The following is a 17,621-nucleotide window of genomic DNA, read 5'->3' on the forward strand; positions in this document are numbered from 1 at the left end:
ATGAGCGACAGACCGCCTCAAAGCGCTGGGGCGATGGCAGCGGCCGGTCCCGCGCGACCGGCCTTAATCGATTGCCCGCCCGACATCCTCAAGCCATTCGCAGAAAGCCGAACTGGCGGGGTTGGCAACCTGTGCCCGCGGCAGGTACGCGAAGTAGCCACGGGCCGGCAGGCTCACCCCCGGAAACGGCGTCACCAGACGCCCGGCGGCGAGATCGTCGGCGACCAGCGCGGTTGGCCCCATCGCGACGCCCAGCCCATCGATCGCGGCCTGAACGGACAGATAAAAATGGTCGAGCGTCAAGGAGGCCGCCGGCACCAGCCCTGGCGATCCCGCGGCGGTCAACCAGTCATGCCACAACCTCGGTATGGAGGTGACATGCAGCAGCGTATGCCGCTCCAGATCGGCGACCTGCACCAAGGGCATGCGTCGCAGCAAACCCGGGCTGCATACCGGCAATCGCCGTTCGGACAGCAGCAGACGGGAGACAAAGCCGTGAAAGCTGTCTGGACCGCCACGAATCACCACGTCGTACGGCTCCGGCAAGGCGTCGAGCGGATCGTTGGACGTGGTCAACCGTACCTCGATATCCGGATGGCTCTCACGAAACTGCGTCAGCCGAGGCAGCAGCCAACGCAGGCTGAACGTGGCGAGCGCATTCACCCGCAGCAGTGTCGTTGACGCCGTCCCGGCCCGCCCCTTGTGCTGCCGCACCGCTGCCGCGACACGATCGAGTGCCGGACCGAACTCCCCCAGCAGCACAGTGCCCGCCGGCGTCAGCACCACCCGCCGGTTCAGCCGCCGGAACAGTGCCGGCGGACCCAGCCAGTCCTCCAACAGGCGAACCTGGCGACTGATCGCCCCATGGGTCACCGCCAATTCGGCCGCCGCGTCCTTGAAGCTGCCATGACGGGCGGCGGCTTCGAACGCTCGAACGGCATTCAGGGGCGGAAGATAGCGGTGCTGCGGCATTCGAGTGAGTTTTCCTGACTTAATGAAAGAAATTAACTCGTTTGTCGGCTTGGTGGCGGCAAACCATACTCCATTGCGTGAGGTTTTCGCATTAATGCGATTCGAGGGAGCCGCCATGACCGAACTCGCTGCTGCCACGCCATTCGGCCGGTTCATGGCCAGTGGTTCCAAGGCCCGGACGCTTGCTTTGGCCGGCCTGGCACACGCGCTGCACGATGGCTACACCGACACGATCTATGTTCTTCTGCCGGTCTGGCAGGCCGAGTTCGCGCTGGGCTACGGCGCACTGGCCTTGCTGCGCGGCCTCTATGCAGGCGCGATGGCCGCCCTGCAGATCCCCGCCGGCCGCTTGGCCGAACGGTTCAGCGGGCGGACTGTCCTCGTCCTCGGCACCGCCCTCGCCGCCGGCGGCTACATGCTCGCCGGCCTCTCCGCCGGGTTGCTCGGCCTCTGCGCCGCCCTGGCGCTGTCGGGTGTCGGGTCCAGCACCCAGCACCCGATCGCCTCAGCGGCGGTCTCACGCGCCTACGGCTCTGCCGCCCGCGGCCCGCTTGGCACCTACAATTTCGCGGGCGACCTGGGCAAAGCCGCGATTCCGGCGTTTACCGCCCTGCTGTTGACGCTGGTGTCATGGCGCCGGTCGCTGTGGCTGTTGGCACTGGCCGGATTGCTGGTTGCCGCCCTGGTCGCCTGGCTTCTGCCACCGATCCGGAAGGCACCGCCCCCCGAACGGCACGCAGCCGTCGTGGGCGGCGATCGAGGTGGCTTCCCGCTGTTGCTGGCGATCGGTGTGCTGGATACCGGCGTGCGGATGGGGCTGCTGACCTTCCTGCCATTCCTGCTGAAGGCCAAGGGCGTTTCCCTGCCGGCGATCGGACTGGCGTTTGCCCTGGTCTTCATCGGCGGCGCGGCCGGCAAGTTCACCTGCGGCTGGCTGGGCGGCCGGTTCGGCGTGCTACGCACGGTGTTGCTGACCGAGGGCGGAACGGCGGCCTGTATCCTGGGCGTGCTGGTCCTGCCGCTGACCCCGGTCTTCCTGCTTCTTCCGCTGCTCGGGGTGATGCTGAACGGCACATCGTCGGTGCTGTACGGGACGGTGCCGGAACTCGCCCCGGCGCACCACGCAGAGCGCGCATTCGCCCTGTTCTACACAGGCACGATCGGATCGGGCGCCATCGCCCCGGTGCTGTATGGCATGCTTGGCGACGCCATGGGTCCGAACGTGGCGACCATGGCGACCGCCGCCACGGCCCTGGCCATATTCCCGTTAGCATTGGCGCTCGCGCCGCACTTGGAATCTGATCGGGCGCAGTCCTGAGCGATGACCGCTGCGAATGGAGGCCCCTACCCCCGCGCCAGAAACCGAGCGAACGCCGCCAGCGTCGTGTCCGATACGTGGTGCTCGATGCCCTCGGCATCCGACTCCGCCGCCTCGAACGGCACGCCCACCGCCAACAGCAGATCGACCACCACCCGGTGCCGCGCGCGCACCCGGGCGGCGAGGCTCTCGCCGGTCTCCGTCAGAAACACACCGCGATAGGGCTTGGCCACCGCCAGTCCTTCCCGCTTCAATCGCCCGATGGTCTTGATCGCCGTCGCGTGCGCCACGCCCAGCCGCCTCGCGATATCGGTGGGCCGAGCCTCACCGCCATTGGCGAGAAGGTCGGAGATCAGTTCGACATAGTCCTCCAGCAGCGCGCCGGACTGGGCGGTGCGCGCCTTGCCGAAGCGGCTGGCCTGCGTCGGCTCCTCCGGCAGCGTCGAGGCAGAACGAATCGGGCTATCGACCATTGGGACTGACATCGCATGGTTAGAGCGTGATGACCGAAGGCGGAATCGCCGGAGGTCTGAATCACGCGATCAGACTTTAGCGCGTGATGACCGAAGGCGGAATCGCCGGAGGTCTGAATCACGCGATCAGACTTTAGAGCGTGATGACCGGAGGCGGAATCGCCGGAGGTCTGAAGCACGCGATCAGACTTTAGAGCGTGATGACCGGAGGCGGAATCGCCAGAGGTCTGAATCACGCGATCAGACTTTAGAGCGTGATGACCGGAGGCGGAATCGCCGGAGGTCTGAAGCACACGACCAATTAATGCGCCAAGGTCTGCCTAATTGCCAAAAATTTGCAACAGCAGGATCGCGTTCAACCCTAACACCACCACCGTCGCCGCCGTGGCCAGCCCCTGCGCACCGCGCCCGATAGCGAATCCCGCCATCACACCGGGCCGCCGGATCAGCACGAACAGAGCCACCATCGGCACCGGCAACACCAGGCTGAGCACAACCTGGCTGATCACCAGCGCATCGGTCGCATTGACGCCCATCGCCACCACCACCACCGCCGGCACCATGGTCACCGCGCGCCGGACCCACATCGGAATGCGGAACCCGACGAAATCCTGCATGATGACCTGGCCGGCCATCGTGCCGACCACGGAACTGGATAGGCCGGACGCCAGCAGCGACGTCATGAACGCCCCCGCGGCGACCACGCCCAGCACCGGCAGCAAGGTGTGATAGGCGGTCTCGATCTCGCCGACATCCGCGTGCCCCTGGTGGAACACCGTCGCCGCCATTGCCACCATCGCCATGTTGACCAGCCCGGCCAGGGTCAGCGCGACCAGCACTTCCAGGTTCGAATAGCGGATCAGCCGCCAACGCTCCCCGTCCGTACGGGCCTGCACGCGATCCGTCATCATCGCCGAGTGCAGGTAGATCGCATGCGGCATCACCGTGGCGCCGACGATACCCACCGCCAGCGTCACGCTGCCGGCGCCGTCCAGTTGCGGCACCACGCTGTGGTAGAAAAACTGGCCCCAAGCGGGCGGCGCGATGAAAAGCTCGACCAGGTAGGCCAGGCTGATGATGCCGACGAAGCCGGTGATGATCAGCTCGATCGGCCGGAAGCCGCGCGACTGGAAGGTCAGCAACCCCCAGGTGATGGCGAAGGTGATCAGCAGCCCGGCCAGCAGCGGCAGGTGAAACAAGACGCTGATGCCGATGGCGGCACCGATCGACTCGGCGAGGTCGGTGGCCATGGCCGCGATCTCGCTGACCAGCCACATGGCGACGACCAAGGGCCGCGGGAAATGCAACCGGCACAGGGTTGCCAGGGAATGCCCCGTGACGATCCCCAGCCGGGCGGACAGGGCCTGGAACAGCATGGCGATGACGTTGGCCAGCAGCACGACCCACAGCAGCATATAGCCGTGCCGCGCGCCCGCCTGGATGTTGGTCGCGAAATTGCCGGGGTCCATGTAGGCGATCGACGCCACGACCGCCGGCCCGACGAACGGCAGCAGCCCGCGCAGTCCCTGACGCCCGCCACTCAAGGCCGTCCGGCCCGCGAGCGCGGTGCGATCGGACAAATTGGCGCGGATCGCCACTTCGTTCATGGGCGCCTCGGTTCGGGCGGATATGAAGCTTCGACCATAGATTATGCCTTTCACGACAGAATGTAGCCTAGGCTACATCTCGAGTCGAGAAAATTGCTCGCGCCCGGCGGAATTCAAGCCCCTGAAGGGCATGCGTGCAGCGTTTCTTCCCCCGCTTCCCCTGGCCCGGAAGTGTGCTAAAGCCCCCGCCCCATGCGTCATTTCCTTGATTTCGAAAAACCCATCGCCGAACTCGAAGGCAAGATCGAGGAGCTTCGACGGATGTCGGAGCCCGATGGCATCAATATCGCCGATGAGGTCGCCCGTCTGACCACGGTCGCCGACCGGCAGTTGCGCACGACCTACGGGCGCCTGACGCCGTGGCAGAAGACCCAGGTCGCCCGCCACCCCGACCGGCCGAAGGCCAAGGATTACATCGACTCGCTGATCACCGAGTTCACCCCGCTGGCCGGTGACCGTGCTTTCGCCGATGACGCCGCTGTCCTGGGCGGCATGGGCCGATTCCAAGGCCGCCCCGTGATGGTGCTGGGCACCGAAAAGGGCACCGACACCGAATCCCGCGTGAAACACAATTTCGGCATGGCTCGGCCCGAGGGCTATCGCAAGGCGCGCCGCCTGATCGAGCTTGCCGGTCGTTTCGAACTACCCGTGATCAGCTTCGTCGATACGTCGGGCGCCTTTCCCGGCATCGAAGCCGAAGCCCGCGGCCAGGCCGAGGCAATCGCCCGCTCCATCGAGGCACTGCTGGAAGCCCCGGTGCCCGTGGTGGCGACCATCATCGGTGAGGGCGGCTCCGGCGGTGCCATCGCCCTGGCCGCCGGCGATCGGGTCCTGATGCTGGAACACGCGATTTATTCGGTGATCTCACCGGAAGGGTGCGCCTCCATCCTGTGGCGCGACCAGGCGCAGGCACCGACGGCCGCCGAGGCACTGCGGCTGACCGCCGAGGACCTGCTGCGCCTGAAGCTGATCGACCACATCGTGCCGGAGCCCCTGGGCGGCGCCCAGCGCGACAAGCCGGCGACGCTGGCCGCGGTGGCAGCGGCAGTGCAAGACGCCCTGACGACCCTGAAGGGCCTCGACGCGGCGACATTGCGCGGCCGGCGCCGGGAAAAATTCCTAGCCATGGGCCACGAATCCATCGCCTAGGCCCGCACGTCTGGCCGAAACCGCGAAACTCTGCTTAGCTGGCGGCGGGGCCGGTTCCGCCCCGGGGGCCTATCGGTAGAAACGTCATGCGCGAAGAAATAGCGGCCTACAAGCGGGAGCGCATCCTCGAGGAAGCGGTGAAGCTGTTTTACGAGCGCGGCTTCAGTGGCACCACGCTGGACGACATCGCCGGCATGCTGGGGGTGACGAAGCCATTCATCTACACGCATTTCCGCAGCAAGGTCGAATTGCTGGAGGCGATCTGCCGCCCGACCATCGAGATGTCGCTGCAAGCGATCGCCGAGGCCGCTCGCCTGCCCGGCACGCCGTCCGAGCGGCTTTTCGATGGTATCGTTAACTTCAGCAAAGTCATCTTGCAGCGCCAGGCCAACATCGCGGTGTATTTCCGCGAGGAAAAGCACCTCTCCGAAACCGGCCTGGCCGAGATCAACGCCCTGCGCAAGCAGTTCGACCGGGTGTTGAGCGAATTGCTGGAAGAAGGTGCCCGCAACGGCGAATTCCACATCGCGGACGTCCGCCTCTCCGCCCTGGCGATCGGCGGCATGGTGAGCTGGGCGTACACCTGGTACCAGCCGGAGGGACGCCTGCCGATCGAGCAGGTTGGCGCCAAATTGGCCCGTTTCGCCCTACAAATGGTTGGCGTGCAGCCGGCGGAGCAGCCCTCCACCGCGCTTTGAAATCAAGCCCCTCGCCTGCCGCCGGCCCGATTATCGGCACCTGACGGCATAGTCACCCGCATATAACGGCGCAGGCCCGCGTCCACGCCACTTCCGTCATACTGGGGTCCGACTCGGCAACGACTGGTTGATCTCCGCCGGGAGGCGTGTTTCGGTGCGCCATGGCAGTGGCAAAGACATCATCCAAGGCGCCGCCCCCTCCGGCTTCGGCCAAGGCGGTGAGCCGGCTCAGCATTCGGGTGGACCTGGCGTCCGGCGCCCGTATCGGTCCCGGCAAGGTCGCTGTCCTGGAGGCAATCGCCAGTTCCGGCTCGATCTCCGCGGCCGGCCGAGCGTTGCATATTTCGTACCGGCGGACGTGGGAACTGGTGGAGGACCTGAACGCCACGCTGGGCGCGCCGGTGGTGCAAACCGCGGCCGGGGGCAGCGGCGGCGGCGGCGCCAGCCTGACCGAACTCGGCCAGGCTGTGGTCACACGGTATCGGGCGATCGAGGAAGACTGCGCCGCCGCGGCGCGCAAGCACCTGGCTGCGTTGCAGCGCGTCGCCCGGGGGCGATCCGAATAATACCGGGCCGCATTCACATAAACACACCAATCTCCTCGTGGTCCGACTGAATTGCCGCGTGCCGATCCGGTGGGGCTTGGGACGGCATCCGCCCGTCAACACATGCCGGTCGCCGTGTGGCCCGCACGGGCGCCATGCTCCACGAAGGCATTGACCGCCCACGCCTCGCCTCGCTTGAGGTAGGCGCGCGTCACATCAAGCCACGCGGGCAACGACATGAGCCGGAGGCCGCGCGGTTCGGACCATCCTTGGGCCTCGGAGACGAACGGCGCTCCATCTTCGGGACGGCGGACGATTTGAACGACATGCGTGATCCCACGCGGACGTGGGTGGTTTTTTGCCCAGGCACCGCCGCCCTGTCGCAGTCCGATCGTGGCATAGGGCGGCAGGGTGTCTAGGCTGATCCGGTCCCCCTCGAGGATGTAGCCGGATCGCTGCGCGAGTTCCTCGATCAGGCGGTCCGACCATGTATCCACCGCGGCGACGTCATGATCGGTGAACGGCGTCCTGCCAGATGCACGATTGGCGGCTTCCATCCCCGTGGAAAGGAGTAGCGCGACCCAGCCGGAACAATCGATGACCGGCGGATCGGCAGCCAGTCCAATCGCCTTGACACCGCCCTTGTACCCCACGCGCCCGGTATGGCGATCGACGAGACCCCACATCGCCGCACCGGAGGCATCAAGCCACGCTGATTCGCTCATATCCGGACACCAGCCCCGCTGATACAATACCCGCCCGCACGGTCGCCGCTGCACGCGCTGGCGAATACCGACGATATCGCAGCGGCATTTTCGCAGGAGGCCTAAATGAAGCTATCCGCCCGCAATCAGATCGCCGGCACGATCAAGACGGTGAAGCCCGGGGCGACCACCACGCACGTCACCATCGAGATTTCCGCCGACGTGACGATCACCTCCTCCATCACCAATGAGGCAGCGGAGGAATTGGCGCTAAAGCCCGGCATGAAAGCGTTCGCGGTGGTGAAGGCCTCCGACGTCATGGTCGGGGTCTGAAAAAACCCGGCCGGCGGGGTCACCGCCAGCCGGGAATAGCCGGACCTACAGGCCCGCCTGAGTCACGAACTTGGTGTTGAAATAGGCTTCGATCGCTTCGGATCCGCCCTCGGAGCCGTAGCCGGAATCCTTGATGCCGCCGAACGGCACCTCCGGCAGCGCCAGCCCGAGGTGGTTGATCGTCATCATGCCGGCTTCCACCGCGTTGGCGATCGCGTTCGCCGTCTTCCCCGACCGGGTGAAGGCGTAGGACGCCAGGCCGTAGGGCAGCCGGTTCGCCTCGGTCACCACATCGTCGAAGCCCTGGAACGGCGAGATGATCGCCAGCGGACCAAACGGCTCCTCGGTCATCACGCGGGCTTCCATCGGCACGTCGGTCATCACCGTCGGTTCGAAGAAATTGCCCTTGTTGCCGATACGATGGCCGCCGGTCTGGATGGTGGCGCCCTTCTGCTGGGCGTCGCCGATGAACGTTTCCATCGCGGTGATCCGGCGCGCATTGGCCAGTGGCCCCATGTTGGTGCCGGAGTCGTGGCCGTCGCCGACCTTCAGGTTCTTGGTGTGGCCGACGAAGCCCTCAACGAACTGCTTGTAGACCTTCTCCTGCACTAGGATGCGGGTCGGCGACACGCAGACCTGTCCGGCGTTGCGGTACTTCGAGCCAGCCAGGATACGGCTGGCGGCATCGACATCCGCGTCGTCGAACACGATGGCCGGGGCATGGCCGCCCAGTTCCATCGTCACCCGCTTCATATGCGCGCCGGCGATCGCCGCCAGTTGCTTGCCGACCACCGTCGATCCGGTGAACGACATCTTCTTGATGACCGGATGCGGGATCAGATACTCGGAAATCTCCGACGGCACGCCGTAGACCAGGTTGATCGTGCCGGCCGGCACACCGGCATCGGCGAACACCCGGATCAGTTCCGCGGGGGACGCAGGGGTCTCTTCCGGCGCCTTGACGATGATCGAGCACCCGGCGGCCAGCCCGGCCGACAGCTTGCGCACCACCTGGTTGATCGGGAAATTCCACGGCGTGAACGCCGCCACCGGACCGACCGGCTCCTTGATCACGATCTGATGGACACCGTCGGTGCGCGACGGGATCAGCCGGCCATAGGCTCGGCGGGCTTCCTCGGCGAACCAGTCGATCACGTCCGCGCCGGCCATCACTTCGCCCTTGGCCTCGGCAAGCGGCTTGCCCTGCTCCATGGTCAGCAGCGGAGCGATTTTATCGGCGCGTTCCCGCAGCAGGTCGGCGGCCTTGCGCATGATCTTGGAACGATCGAACGCGGAGATTTTCCGCCACGTCTTGAAGCCCTTGTCAGCGGCTTCCAGCGCGCGATCGAGGTCGGAAATGGCGGCGTGCGGAACCGTGCCGATCTTGTCACCGGTGGCCGGATTGACGACGTCGATGGTGCGGCCGCCGGCCGCGGGTCCCCAGGCCCCGTCGATAAATAGCGAAACGTCAGAATACATATTTCCTGTCCTTCTGTTCTCGGGCTGCCAAGCCGACAGACCCGACACATGGCACCAACCCCGTGGTCCTTCAACCGAGGCACCCGGCGCTGTATCCATCCCCGCATGACGGGTTGATGCATTCCTGGCACTGTCCCGCATTGTTGCCAAGCCGCCTGCCCTGCCGGTTGTCGGCCGGACGATCCCTCAGCCGGACGAGCCGGGACCAAGGGGAAAAGGCGCCACTCTCGGCTGTGAGGGCAGTTTTGAATGATCCGCCGGTTCACACAATTCTCGCGATCAGCGGATGCAAAGCCAAAGAACCATCCGGGTTTAAACCATTACGGCCTGAGCGGGTTCATCTTTCGTTAACGCGCACCGGGTCGGACATTCACGCCTAGTCAGGTGTCCCCGTGTACCAAGGCAGGCTTTTTTAAGGCGGATTAGCGGGATGGAGAGGGATGCAGGTGATGTAGGGTTTTGGCGCCGGTGACCGAACGGATCCATCGGCTGTGCTTTCAGGGTTGCCAATGCGCTCGGTCATGGATTCGCCGAGAAGATCTACGAGAACACCCTCCCCATAAGGCGCGATAGTCCGGGCTGGGCGTTGTGCAGCAGTGGGAAATCATAATTTATTGCGATTTCGTAGTCATTGGCCAGCATACCACGGCATCACCGCCCAATCCTGGTCGCGAGCGTCATCCTCTTTTATCCCGCTTCATCCGCCTAAAAAGAGAAGCGACGACCGCAAGGTCGGCTGGTTCAAATCCGTCCGATCGGCGAGAGGCGGGCGATAAGGGACTAACGTCCTCGCGCGAACTGAAACCCGCAGAGTGCCGCGATCATCACCCCTGCCCCCAGCATTTGCACCGGGTCCAGGACTTCCTCCAACAACGCCATGCTGGCGATCAGCGTGACCAGCGGCTCCAGGTTCAGCGCGAGCGCCGTCCGGAACGGCCCCACCGTATTGGTGGAAATGTAGATCAGCAACGTGGACAGCGTGCTGGTGATGGTCACCCCCAGGAACGCAGCCCAACCCCACGAGTTTTGCGGCACGTTCCAGGTCCCCGCCGTCAGCGAGGCAGCCAGGAACAACATCGCGGACGGCACCATGGAATACCACGTCGTGACCCGGGCATCCGTGGTCGCCAGGAACGCCCGGGTTGCCAGCAGCGATGCCACTCGGCACAGCGCCGCGCCAAACGCGCAGGCCAGGCCAAGCACCGACAAGGCGCCGAAACCGTGGCCCAGCATCAGCGCCAAACCCAGGAACGCGACAGTCGCGGTCAGCAACGCGCGAGCGCCCAGACGTTCCACACCCGTCAAGGCGGCGGCAATACCGGTGGCCAGCGGATAAATGAAATAAGCCAGGATGGCGATCGAGACCGGCAGCAACGAAACGGCCTCCAACAGGCCAACCACCGACAAGGCGAACAGCGCTCCGATCCCGAGGGCGATCGCCCGTTCCCGCGCGGTGTGCCAGCGGACGGGCGGGACGATACGCAACCAGCCCCAGAAGAAGACGGCGGCCAGCAGGGCACGCAGCGATGCCAGCGTCAGCACGTCCATGCCGGAGGCATAGGCGACTTTCAGCAGGATATCGGTGGTGCTGAAGGACAAAGCAGCGATGACGGCCGGCATCAGGCCGGGCAGCCGAATAATCGCGGGCGGCAAAACGCGGGCGCTGCTCACGCGCCGTGCGCTTTCGAATCCGCCTTGATGCGGCTTGCTGCCACTGTTGTTTCCTCCCCTTTCGGGCGTAACGACACAGGCTGCCATGGAAGCGGGGACGCGGATAGCACCGAGCGGGTTGGTTAACACTCGGTTGGCGTGATGGCAGTATGCGGTGCTCTCCGTGGTTGGCGGAGACGGCCGAGTCAGGCTGGGTGAGGGGCGACGATCATGATCATGACGGATGTGCGGAGAGGTATCACCAACAGAGCAACGGGGCGGATGGAAACGGCCTGATGCCATCTCGCGCTGCGATCCGCTCTTGCTTCGTGGTGTTTCGCCCCAGTGCTCCGCCATGGCCCGGCGGCAGTGACACGTGCTGGTTCGGCGCCTGGTGGTTCGGCGCCATGACGCATCAACTGTCGCCGAGCCATGACGAAACAACTGGCGCCGAACCATGACGAATCGACTGAGGCCAAGTCATGACACATCAACTGAGGTCGGGTCATGACGAACCGACTGAGGCCGGGCCATGACGGACCCGCTGACGCCGCCTTGCCATAACAATGACCACACGGACTTCTCCTCGATTCGCGCACGGATCGGTGCGGCGGATCGAGTCATGAAACCATGGCACCTCCCCTCCCGCGACACGGCCAGTGCCACCGCCTACCTCCTGGCCTGGGCCGCCACCCTGCTGGACCAGTTCGGCCGCCTGCCGGTGGCGGGCGACCTGGGCGGCATCGCCATGCTGATCTTCCTGATCCTCGAATTCCCCCGCCAGCGCCGCTACGCGCAAATCCTCTTCCTGGCTCTGACCGGCATCGGCCTGATCGGGGTCGTCATCGCTGCCGATCCCATCCCCCTGTTCCTGTCCGCCTGGCGCCGAGGCGCCGCTTACGGGGCCTTTTTCCTCGCCTTGTCGTCCCTCCGCGACGCCGCCGAGACCAGCAAACTGGTCCGCCGCTGCGGCCGGCACCTCGTCGCCCAACCGCCCGGCCGGCGCTATGCGGCCCTGACCGCCGGCGGCCATCTGTTCGGCATTATCCTGTCCTATGGTGCGATCGAGCTGCTCGGCGCCATGGTCATGCGCGCCAACACATTGCTGGCCGCCGGTGGGTCGGAAGCCACGCGCGCGTTGCGGACCCGCCGCATGCTGATGGCGATCTACCGCGGCTTCGCGGTGATGAACTGCTGGAGTCCGCTGAATCTGATGACCGCCGTCGTCTCCACCGCCGTCCCGGCGGCGCCGATGCGGTTGCTGCTACCGATTGCGTTCATCGTCTCCATTGGCATGGCCGCGATCGGCCGGCTGGAGGACCGTCTCTCGGCCACACGGCTGTCGCCACCCCGCCCGCTCACGTCCGGCACGGCAAGGCCACAAACCACCGAATCCTGGTCGATTCACCTGCGCATCGTCGCCCTCGTTGCCCTGGTCATGCTGCTCGCCGAACTCGGCAGCATTGTGCTGGGCGTCTCCCTGGTCGCCGCCGTCACCCTGATCGTCCCGCTGGTCGGCCTCGGCTGGGCCATCGCCCAGGCCTGGACCTTCGTCGTCACCGCCCACCCGCTGGCCCGCACCGCCGCCATCCTGAAACGCCGGGCCGGCCGGTTCGCCCTGCGCGTGCCCAGCTTCCGGTCGGAGGCGACCGTCCTCGCCGGCTCCGGCTTCATGGGCGTCGCGGTCGGAGGCGCCCTGCCAGCCGCCGGCCTCGCCCCGTTCATCGCCCACCTGCCGCCAGTCGCCGTCCCGCTGCTGGTGCCGGTCATCCTGATCGCCACCGGCCAACTCGGCCTCAACCCAGTCGCCGTGGTCGCCCTGCTGGGTGCGGCGATGCCGGACCCCACCGCGTTCGGCATCTCCCCCACCGTCCTTGCCTTCGCCTGCATGCTGGGGTGGGGCCTGGCGGTGAACATGACGCCGATGTCTGCCTCGGCCATCACCACCGCCCGCTGGGCTGGGGTTTCCCCCTGGACCGTCAGCACCGCGTGGAACGCGACCTTCACCTTTTCCGCCCTGCTTCTGTCATGGCTCGCGATCGGGGCGATGTTCATCCTTCTTTAACCAGTCACCCGTAGTGTCGTCTCATTCCGCTGGGAGACAGTCATGGGATGGTTCAACGCGCCGGTTCGCCTGATCCGCGACCTGCCGATCGGGTTCAAGCTGACGCTGACCGTCGTCGGCGCGCTGGCGTTGCTGACGGGCGTATCGCTGTTCGCACTCAACCGGCTCGATTTCGTGACCGCGTTGCAGGAAAAAGTCACGGCGCAGTCGGTGGTCGAGCATCAGGTCCAGCTCAGCCTGCTCGCGGCGCAAGACCTTCGCGTGATCAGCCGCGAAATGCAGGTGCAGCAGACCGTGACCGGTGTCCGCACCGCGCTGAAGCGGGCGACGAAGCAGACCGACATCGCCGCGTCATTGATGCATGAGGTGCAAGCGGGTCCCGACCAGACACTGCTGGACGATGCTTTGACCCAGCTCAATGCCCTGATGAGTGCCGTCAAGAAGGCCGCCGACCTTCGTATCAGCATGCTGGACGCTCGCCAGGTGCGGTTGTTTCGCGCTCGGCCGGTGTTCGAAACCGCCCTGACGACGCTGGTGACCGAGCTCGCCCGCGGCGGCGCGTTGGATACCGGGGTCGACGCGGTGCGCGATACCACCGCACAGACCGCCCATGTGGACCAGCACGACCCGACGCTGGAAGCGATCAACCGCTACCGCCTGGCCATGAGCCGCCTGGAAGCGTCCGCGATGATGTTCATGGTCACCGGTTCGGGATCGGCCGCCAACGACGTCCGCGACGCCACGGCCGATGCGACCGCCAGCATGGCGACCGTGCTGTCCGGCCCCGTACCGGATTCCATCAAGGCCGACGCCCGCCTGGTGGACAGCATCGGCAAGTCCATCGCCGGCGCCTCTGCCGAACTGATCACCATGTCGCGGCAATTGGACCAGGTGGCCGGGGCCGACGTCGAAACCGCCAGCCAGGCCATGAGCGCCGCCTTCGAGAAGCTTGCCGAAACGGCCGCGGATCGTCAGCGGTCGGCTTCGCAAACCGCGCTGGCAGCGGGACGGCGGGCATCGGACGATATCCTGATGATGGTTGGCGCCATCACCCTGCTGATGGTCACCCTGGGCACGATCGTAATCCGCATGCTGGCCGGACCGATCCGCCGGCTGACCCGCATCGTCCAGGCGATCGCCGGCGGCAAGACCGACGAAGCGGTGCCCTATACCGCATGGCGCGACGAGATCGGCCGGATGGCCGCGGCCGTCGAGACCTTGCGTGAAGTGATGCGGCAGACCTTCATCCAGACCCAGATGATCGAGCAGTTGCCAGTCGGCGTCATGACCGCCGAACCGACCGGTGAATTCCGCATTACCTACCTGAATGCCGAGGCGCGGCAGATCTTCGAAACGGTGAAGGACGCGATCAGCGTTCCGGCCAGCGAACTGGTTGGCCAGACCATCGACGTCTTCAGTTCGAATGCGCGGCACCAGCGCGACCTGGTCGCCGATCCAACCAACCTGCCGCATCGCGAGCGGATCAAGATGGGGCCAGAAACACTCGACCTGCGGATCAGTGCGATGCATGACCGGAATGGTGGCTATGCCGGACCATTGCTGACATGGCACCGGGCAACCGGGCAGGTCCGCCTGGTGGACCAGTTCGAGGAAAGCGTCGGCACCATTGCCCGCGCCGTCGCCGAGTCGGCCGACGGCATGCGGCATGCCGCCCAGGTGATGCGAGAGAGTGCCATCACTGCCGGCCAACGCACCCTGGCGGTGTCGACCGCCTCCGACCAGGCCTCGCAAAGCGTCAGCACCGCGGCCGCTGGTGCGGAGGAAGTCGCGGCCTCGGTTGCCGAGATCGCCCGCCAGGTCGCGGAATCCGCCCAGATCGCCGGGATGGCCGTGGCCGAGGCGCAGGCGACCGACGCCAGCGTCAGCAGCCTGAGCGAGGCCGCCGACCGGATCAGCGCGGTGGTCCGGCTGATCAGCGACATCGCCGCCCGCACCAACCTGCTGGCCCTGAACGCCACGATCGAGGCGGCCAGGGCGGGCGATGCCGGCAAAGGCTTCGCCGTGGTTGCCGGTGAGGTGAAGAACCTGGCGACCCAGACCGCGAAAGCGACGCAGGAGATCGGCGGGCAGATCGCCGCCATGCAGCAGGCGACCAGTCAGGCGGTGACCGCGCTGCGATCCATCAGTGGCACCATCCAGCGGATGAATGAGATCGCCTCGGTGATCGCCGGTTCGGTCGAGACCCAGGGCGAGGCAACCAAATCGATCGCCCAGGCCGTGCAACATGCCGCCGCCGGAACCGCCGAGGTCAACAGCAATATCGCCGCCGTCACCCACGTGGTGGAGGAGACGGGCAGCCGGGCCGGTGGCGTGCTGGACGCGGCGACAGAAATGACTCGGCAGGCGACGGTGCTGAAGGACGAAGTGGCGAACTTCCTGGTCGCGGTACAGCAGGCGGCTTGATGAAGATCCGGGGCTTTGCCCGGGCCGGCGCCCGCTTCGATCCCGTAAACAGCCTGACGCGTTGACCGGAGGCCTTGTCTTCCGTCCGGCCCCGACAGGCTGTAGGGTCCGCCGCCATGGAGCCGTTTTGGAAGACCAAATCGCTGGACCAGATGACCAGGGAAGAATGGGAATCCCTGTGCGACGGCTGTGGCCGTTGCTGCCTGCACAAGCTGCGGCATGAGGACACGAATGAGCTCGCTTTCACTAACGTCGCCTGCCGCCTGCTGGATCTGCATTCCTGCCAGTGCAGCGACTATCCGCGCCGGCGCATGCGGGTGCCGGATTGCGTCAGCCTGACGCCGGAGGCCTTAAAGGAAATCGACTGGCTGCCGCCATCCTGCGCCTATCGCCGGGTGGGCGAGGGCAAAGGGCTGGCATGGTGGCATCCGCTGGTGTCGGGCGATCCGGATACCGTGCATCAGGCCGGCGTATCAGTGCGTGGCCGGGCGGTGAGTGAGCGCTGGGCGGGCGCACTGGAAGATCATGTCGTAGGATGGCCGGGCAAACCGCCCCGCGTCCGGCGGCTCAAGGACGACCTGAAGGAGACTGAGTGATGTTGAAGGATGCCCTGTACGGCGGGATCAATGCCGCCGTCGTCACCGCGATGAATGCGGACCTGTCGATCGACCTCGATCGCCTGGCCGGCCATTGCCGCTGGCTGCTCGCCAACGGCTGCAACGGGCTGGCGGTGCTGGGCACGACCGGTGAAGCCAACAGCCTGGGCATCGAGGAACGCATCGCGGTGCTGGAGGGCCTCACGGAACGCGGCATCCCGGCGGCGAAGATGCTGCCCGGCACCGGCACGACGGCGATCACCGACACGGTGCGTCTGACCCGCCACGCGGCGAAACTGGGCTGCCGCGGCGCGCTGCTGCTGCCGCCGTTCTACTACAAGAACCCGTCCGACGACGGGCTGCTGGCGTATTTCAATGAGGTGATCCAGCGGGTCGGCGGCGACATCAAGATCTACCTGTATAATTTCCCGCAGCAATCGGCGATCCCGTTCTCGGTGGATTTCATCGGCCGGCTGCTGAAGGCCAACCCCGGCAAGGTGAAGGGCATCAAGGACAGTTCCGGCAACTATGAGAACAGCCTGTCCTACGTGGAAGCGTTCGCCCGCGACGGGTTCGAGGTCTATGCCGGCGATGACGGGCTGCTGCTGTCGCTGCTGACCAAGGGCAGTGCCGGGTCGATCACCGCGGCCTCCAACGTCAACTGCGCGCTGGGCGCCGAGGTCTACGCCAACTGGGACAACGCCAAGGGTTCGGCCGCACAGACGATCCTGTCGGCGACACGCAAGGCGGTGATCTCGCAGCCACTGATCCCGTCGCTGAAGGCGCTGGTCGCGCGCAACACAGGCGATGCAAGGTGGCTGAACATTCGCCCACCGCACCTGAAGCTGACCGAGGCACAGGCCGCGGCGCTGTTCAGCGCGTTCGATGCCAGCGGGATCACGCTGGCGAAGGCGGCCTGAGGCGACACGCGAGGGGATGGCCCCATCAGGGGTCATCCACGTCCGCGTGGCATCTTGAGATTGCGCAGGTCATGCGCATATCCTGCATCAGAGGTGTTGTCATGGCCGACCATGCAGTGATCGCGGGTTACAACCACAAGGCGCCGCGCAGGGCCGTCAATCTGTCGTTGAACGAGGATTTGGTATCACGAGCGAAAGCTTTGACCCGGAACCTGTCGGGAACTGTCGAAGAACTTTTGGCCAGCTACGTCAGTAGCAAGCAGGCGCGCAAGCAGGCGGAAGATGATCAACTCGAAACCGTCATCAACGCCCTGAACGAGCGTCACGAACGCGACGGATTTCTGTCCGACGAATTCTCCAGCCTTTAGATTTCAATGACACAATTCGCCGTCCACAGATATCGCGGGCGCAGCGAAGACATTGTCTTTCTCGTTCAGCTTCAATCCACACGCCTGGAACGATCGGCTGGTCGCGTAGTCATTCCATTGCTCCGCGTGGGATATCGAGCGCCTCCGGATCATCCGCTCACACCGCGTTTGGTGGCGCAGGGAATGACGGTATATGCGGACCCCCTGGACATCGCCACGGCCCCTGTGCAGCGACTGGGCGAAGTTCTGCTGGTTCTCCCGGAGAGCGATCAGGATCGGATTATCCGCTCGGTCGATGAGATGCTCAGCAGAGCGTAGAC

Annotated in this window: 18 protein-coding genes; 12 read left to right on the plus strand and 6 right to left on the minus strand. The window is 65.6% G+C overall.

Going from position 1 to position 17,621, the window contains the following annotated elements:
* Positions 1-63 precede the first annotated feature (63 nt).
* Entirely contained in the window at positions 64-972 is a 909-nt protein-coding gene (locus tag GSQ89_RS10390) for a LysR substrate-binding domain-containing protein (protein ID WP_158924742.1), read from the minus strand.
* A 115-nt stretch (positions 973-1,087) separates the two neighbouring features.
* On the opposite strand from GSQ89_RS10390, the gene GSQ89_RS10395 reads away from it, so the two are divergent.
* Positions 1,088-2,290 carry an MFS transporter gene (locus tag GSQ89_RS10395; RefSeq protein ID WP_254073155.1) on the plus strand — a complete coding sequence of 401 codons (1,203 nt, stop codon included), beginning with the start codon at positions 1,088-1,090 and terminating at the stop codon, positions 2,288-2,290.
* Between the two features lie 26 nt (positions 2,291-2,316).
* On the opposite strand, the gene mntR is transcribed toward GSQ89_RS10395, so the two are convergent.
* Positions 2,317-2,763: a manganese-binding transcriptional regulator MntR gene (gene mntR, locus GSQ89_RS10400; protein WP_158924744.1), complete on the minus strand. Its 447-nt coding sequence runs from the start codon at positions 2,761-2,763 to the stop codon at positions 2,317-2,319.
* Between the two features lie 320 nt (positions 2,764-3,083).
* Positions 3,084-4,370 (minus strand): Nramp family divalent metal transporter, encoded by a 1,287-nt coding sequence (locus GSQ89_RS10405; RefSeq protein ID WP_158924745.1) that lies wholly within the window; start codon positions 4,368-4,370, stop codon positions 3,084-3,086.
* A 192-nt stretch (positions 4,371-4,562) separates the two neighbouring features.
* Between GSQ89_RS10405 and GSQ89_RS10410 the strand changes: the two genes are divergently transcribed.
* The 3 genes from GSQ89_RS10410 (at position 4,563) to GSQ89_RS10420 (ending at position 6,783) form a co-directional block, all read left to right on the plus strand.
* Entirely contained in the window at positions 4,563-5,519 is a 957-nt protein-coding gene (locus tag GSQ89_RS10410) for an acetyl-CoA carboxylase carboxyltransferase subunit alpha (protein ID WP_158924746.1), read from the plus strand.
* An 86-nt stretch (positions 5,520-5,605) separates the two neighbouring features.
* Positions 5,606-6,217 (plus strand): TetR/AcrR family transcriptional regulator, encoded by a 612-nt coding sequence (locus GSQ89_RS10415; protein ID WP_158924747.1) that lies wholly within the window; start codon positions 5,606-5,608, stop codon positions 6,215-6,217.
* A 161-nt stretch (positions 6,218-6,378) separates the two neighbouring features.
* Positions 6,379-6,783: a LysR family transcriptional regulator gene (locus GSQ89_RS10420; protein ID WP_158924748.1), complete on the plus strand. Its 405-nt coding sequence runs from the start codon at positions 6,379-6,381 to the stop codon at positions 6,781-6,783.
* Positions 6,784-6,878: 95 nt separating this feature from the next.
* On the opposite strand, the gene GSQ89_RS10425 is transcribed toward GSQ89_RS10420, so the two are convergent.
* The gene (locus GSQ89_RS10425; RefSeq protein ID WP_158924750.1) at positions 6,879-7,487 is read right to left on the minus strand and encodes a hypothetical protein; all 609 of its coding nucleotides are present in this window, start codon (positions 7,485-7,487) and stop codon (positions 6,879-6,881) included.
* A gap of 105 nt (positions 7,488-7,592) precedes the next feature.
* On the opposite strand from GSQ89_RS10425, the gene GSQ89_RS10430 reads away from it, so the two are divergent.
* A complete protein-coding gene (locus tag GSQ89_RS10430; RefSeq protein WP_158924752.1) occupies positions 7,593-7,799 on the plus strand; it encodes a molybdopterin-binding protein in 207 nt (68 codons plus the stop codon).
* Between the two features lie 45 nt (positions 7,800-7,844).
* Here GSQ89_RS10430 and GSQ89_RS10435 read toward each other — a convergent pair whose 3' ends face one another.
* Positions 7,845-9,278, minus strand: a complete 1,434-nt coding sequence (locus GSQ89_RS10435) for an NAD-dependent succinate-semialdehyde dehydrogenase (RefSeq protein ID WP_158924754.1) — start codon at positions 9,276-9,278, stop codon at positions 7,845-7,847.
* Positions 9,279-9,762: 484 nt separating this feature from the next.
* Between GSQ89_RS10435 and GSQ89_RS40080 the strand changes: the two genes are divergently transcribed.
* Positions 9,763-9,888, plus strand: coding sequence for a GxxExxY protein (locus tag GSQ89_RS40080; protein WP_158925264.1), 126 nt, complete (start codon positions 9,763-9,765; stop codon positions 9,886-9,888).
* Between the two features lie 170 nt (positions 9,889-10,058).
* On the opposite strand, the gene GSQ89_RS10445 is transcribed toward GSQ89_RS40080, so the two are convergent.
* Positions 10,059-10,949, minus strand: a complete 891-nt coding sequence (locus GSQ89_RS10445) for a DMT family transporter (RefSeq protein ID WP_158924756.1) — start codon at positions 10,947-10,949, stop codon at positions 10,059-10,061.
* 601 nt (positions 10,950-11,550) lie between these two features.
* Here GSQ89_RS10445 and GSQ89_RS10450 point away from each other — a divergent pair.
* From GSQ89_RS10450 to GSQ89_RS10475, 6 genes are all read left to right on the plus strand, one after another.
* Positions 11,551-12,993, plus strand: a complete 1,443-nt coding sequence (locus GSQ89_RS10450) for a hypothetical protein (protein WP_158924758.1) — start codon at positions 11,551-11,553, stop codon at positions 12,991-12,993.
* 42 nt (positions 12,994-13,035) lie between these two features.
* Positions 13,036-15,417 (plus strand): methyl-accepting chemotaxis protein, encoded by a 2,382-nt coding sequence (locus GSQ89_RS10455; RefSeq protein WP_158924759.1) that lies wholly within the window; start codon positions 13,036-13,038, stop codon positions 15,415-15,417.
* Between the two features lie 116 nt (positions 15,418-15,533).
* A complete protein-coding gene (locus GSQ89_RS10460; RefSeq protein WP_158924761.1) occupies positions 15,534-16,013 on the plus strand; it encodes a YcgN family cysteine cluster protein in 480 nt (159 codons plus the stop codon).
* Positions 16,013-16,933, plus strand: coding sequence for a dihydrodipicolinate synthase family protein (locus tag GSQ89_RS10465; RefSeq protein WP_158924763.1), 921 nt, complete (start codon positions 16,013-16,015; stop codon positions 16,931-16,933). Before GSQ89_RS10460 ends, GSQ89_RS10465 begins: the two co-directional genes overlap by 1 nt.
* A 101-nt stretch (positions 16,934-17,034) precedes the next feature.
* Positions 17,035-17,301, plus strand: coding sequence for a type II toxin-antitoxin system CcdA family antitoxin (locus tag GSQ89_RS10470; RefSeq protein WP_158924765.1), 267 nt, complete (start codon positions 17,035-17,037; stop codon positions 17,299-17,301).
* 6 nt (positions 17,302-17,307) lie between these two features.
* The gene (locus GSQ89_RS10475; RefSeq protein WP_158924767.1) at positions 17,308-17,619 is read left to right on the plus strand and encodes a CcdB family protein; all 312 of its coding nucleotides are present in this window, start codon (positions 17,308-17,310) and stop codon (positions 17,617-17,619) included.
* Positions 17,620-17,621 lie beyond the last annotated feature (2 nt).

Origin of the sequence: Acidisphaera sp. S103, assembly GCF_009765975.1 — a bacterium.
Classification (GTDB): domain Bacteria; phylum Pseudomonadota; class Alphaproteobacteria; order Acetobacterales; family Acetobacteraceae; genus Rhodopila.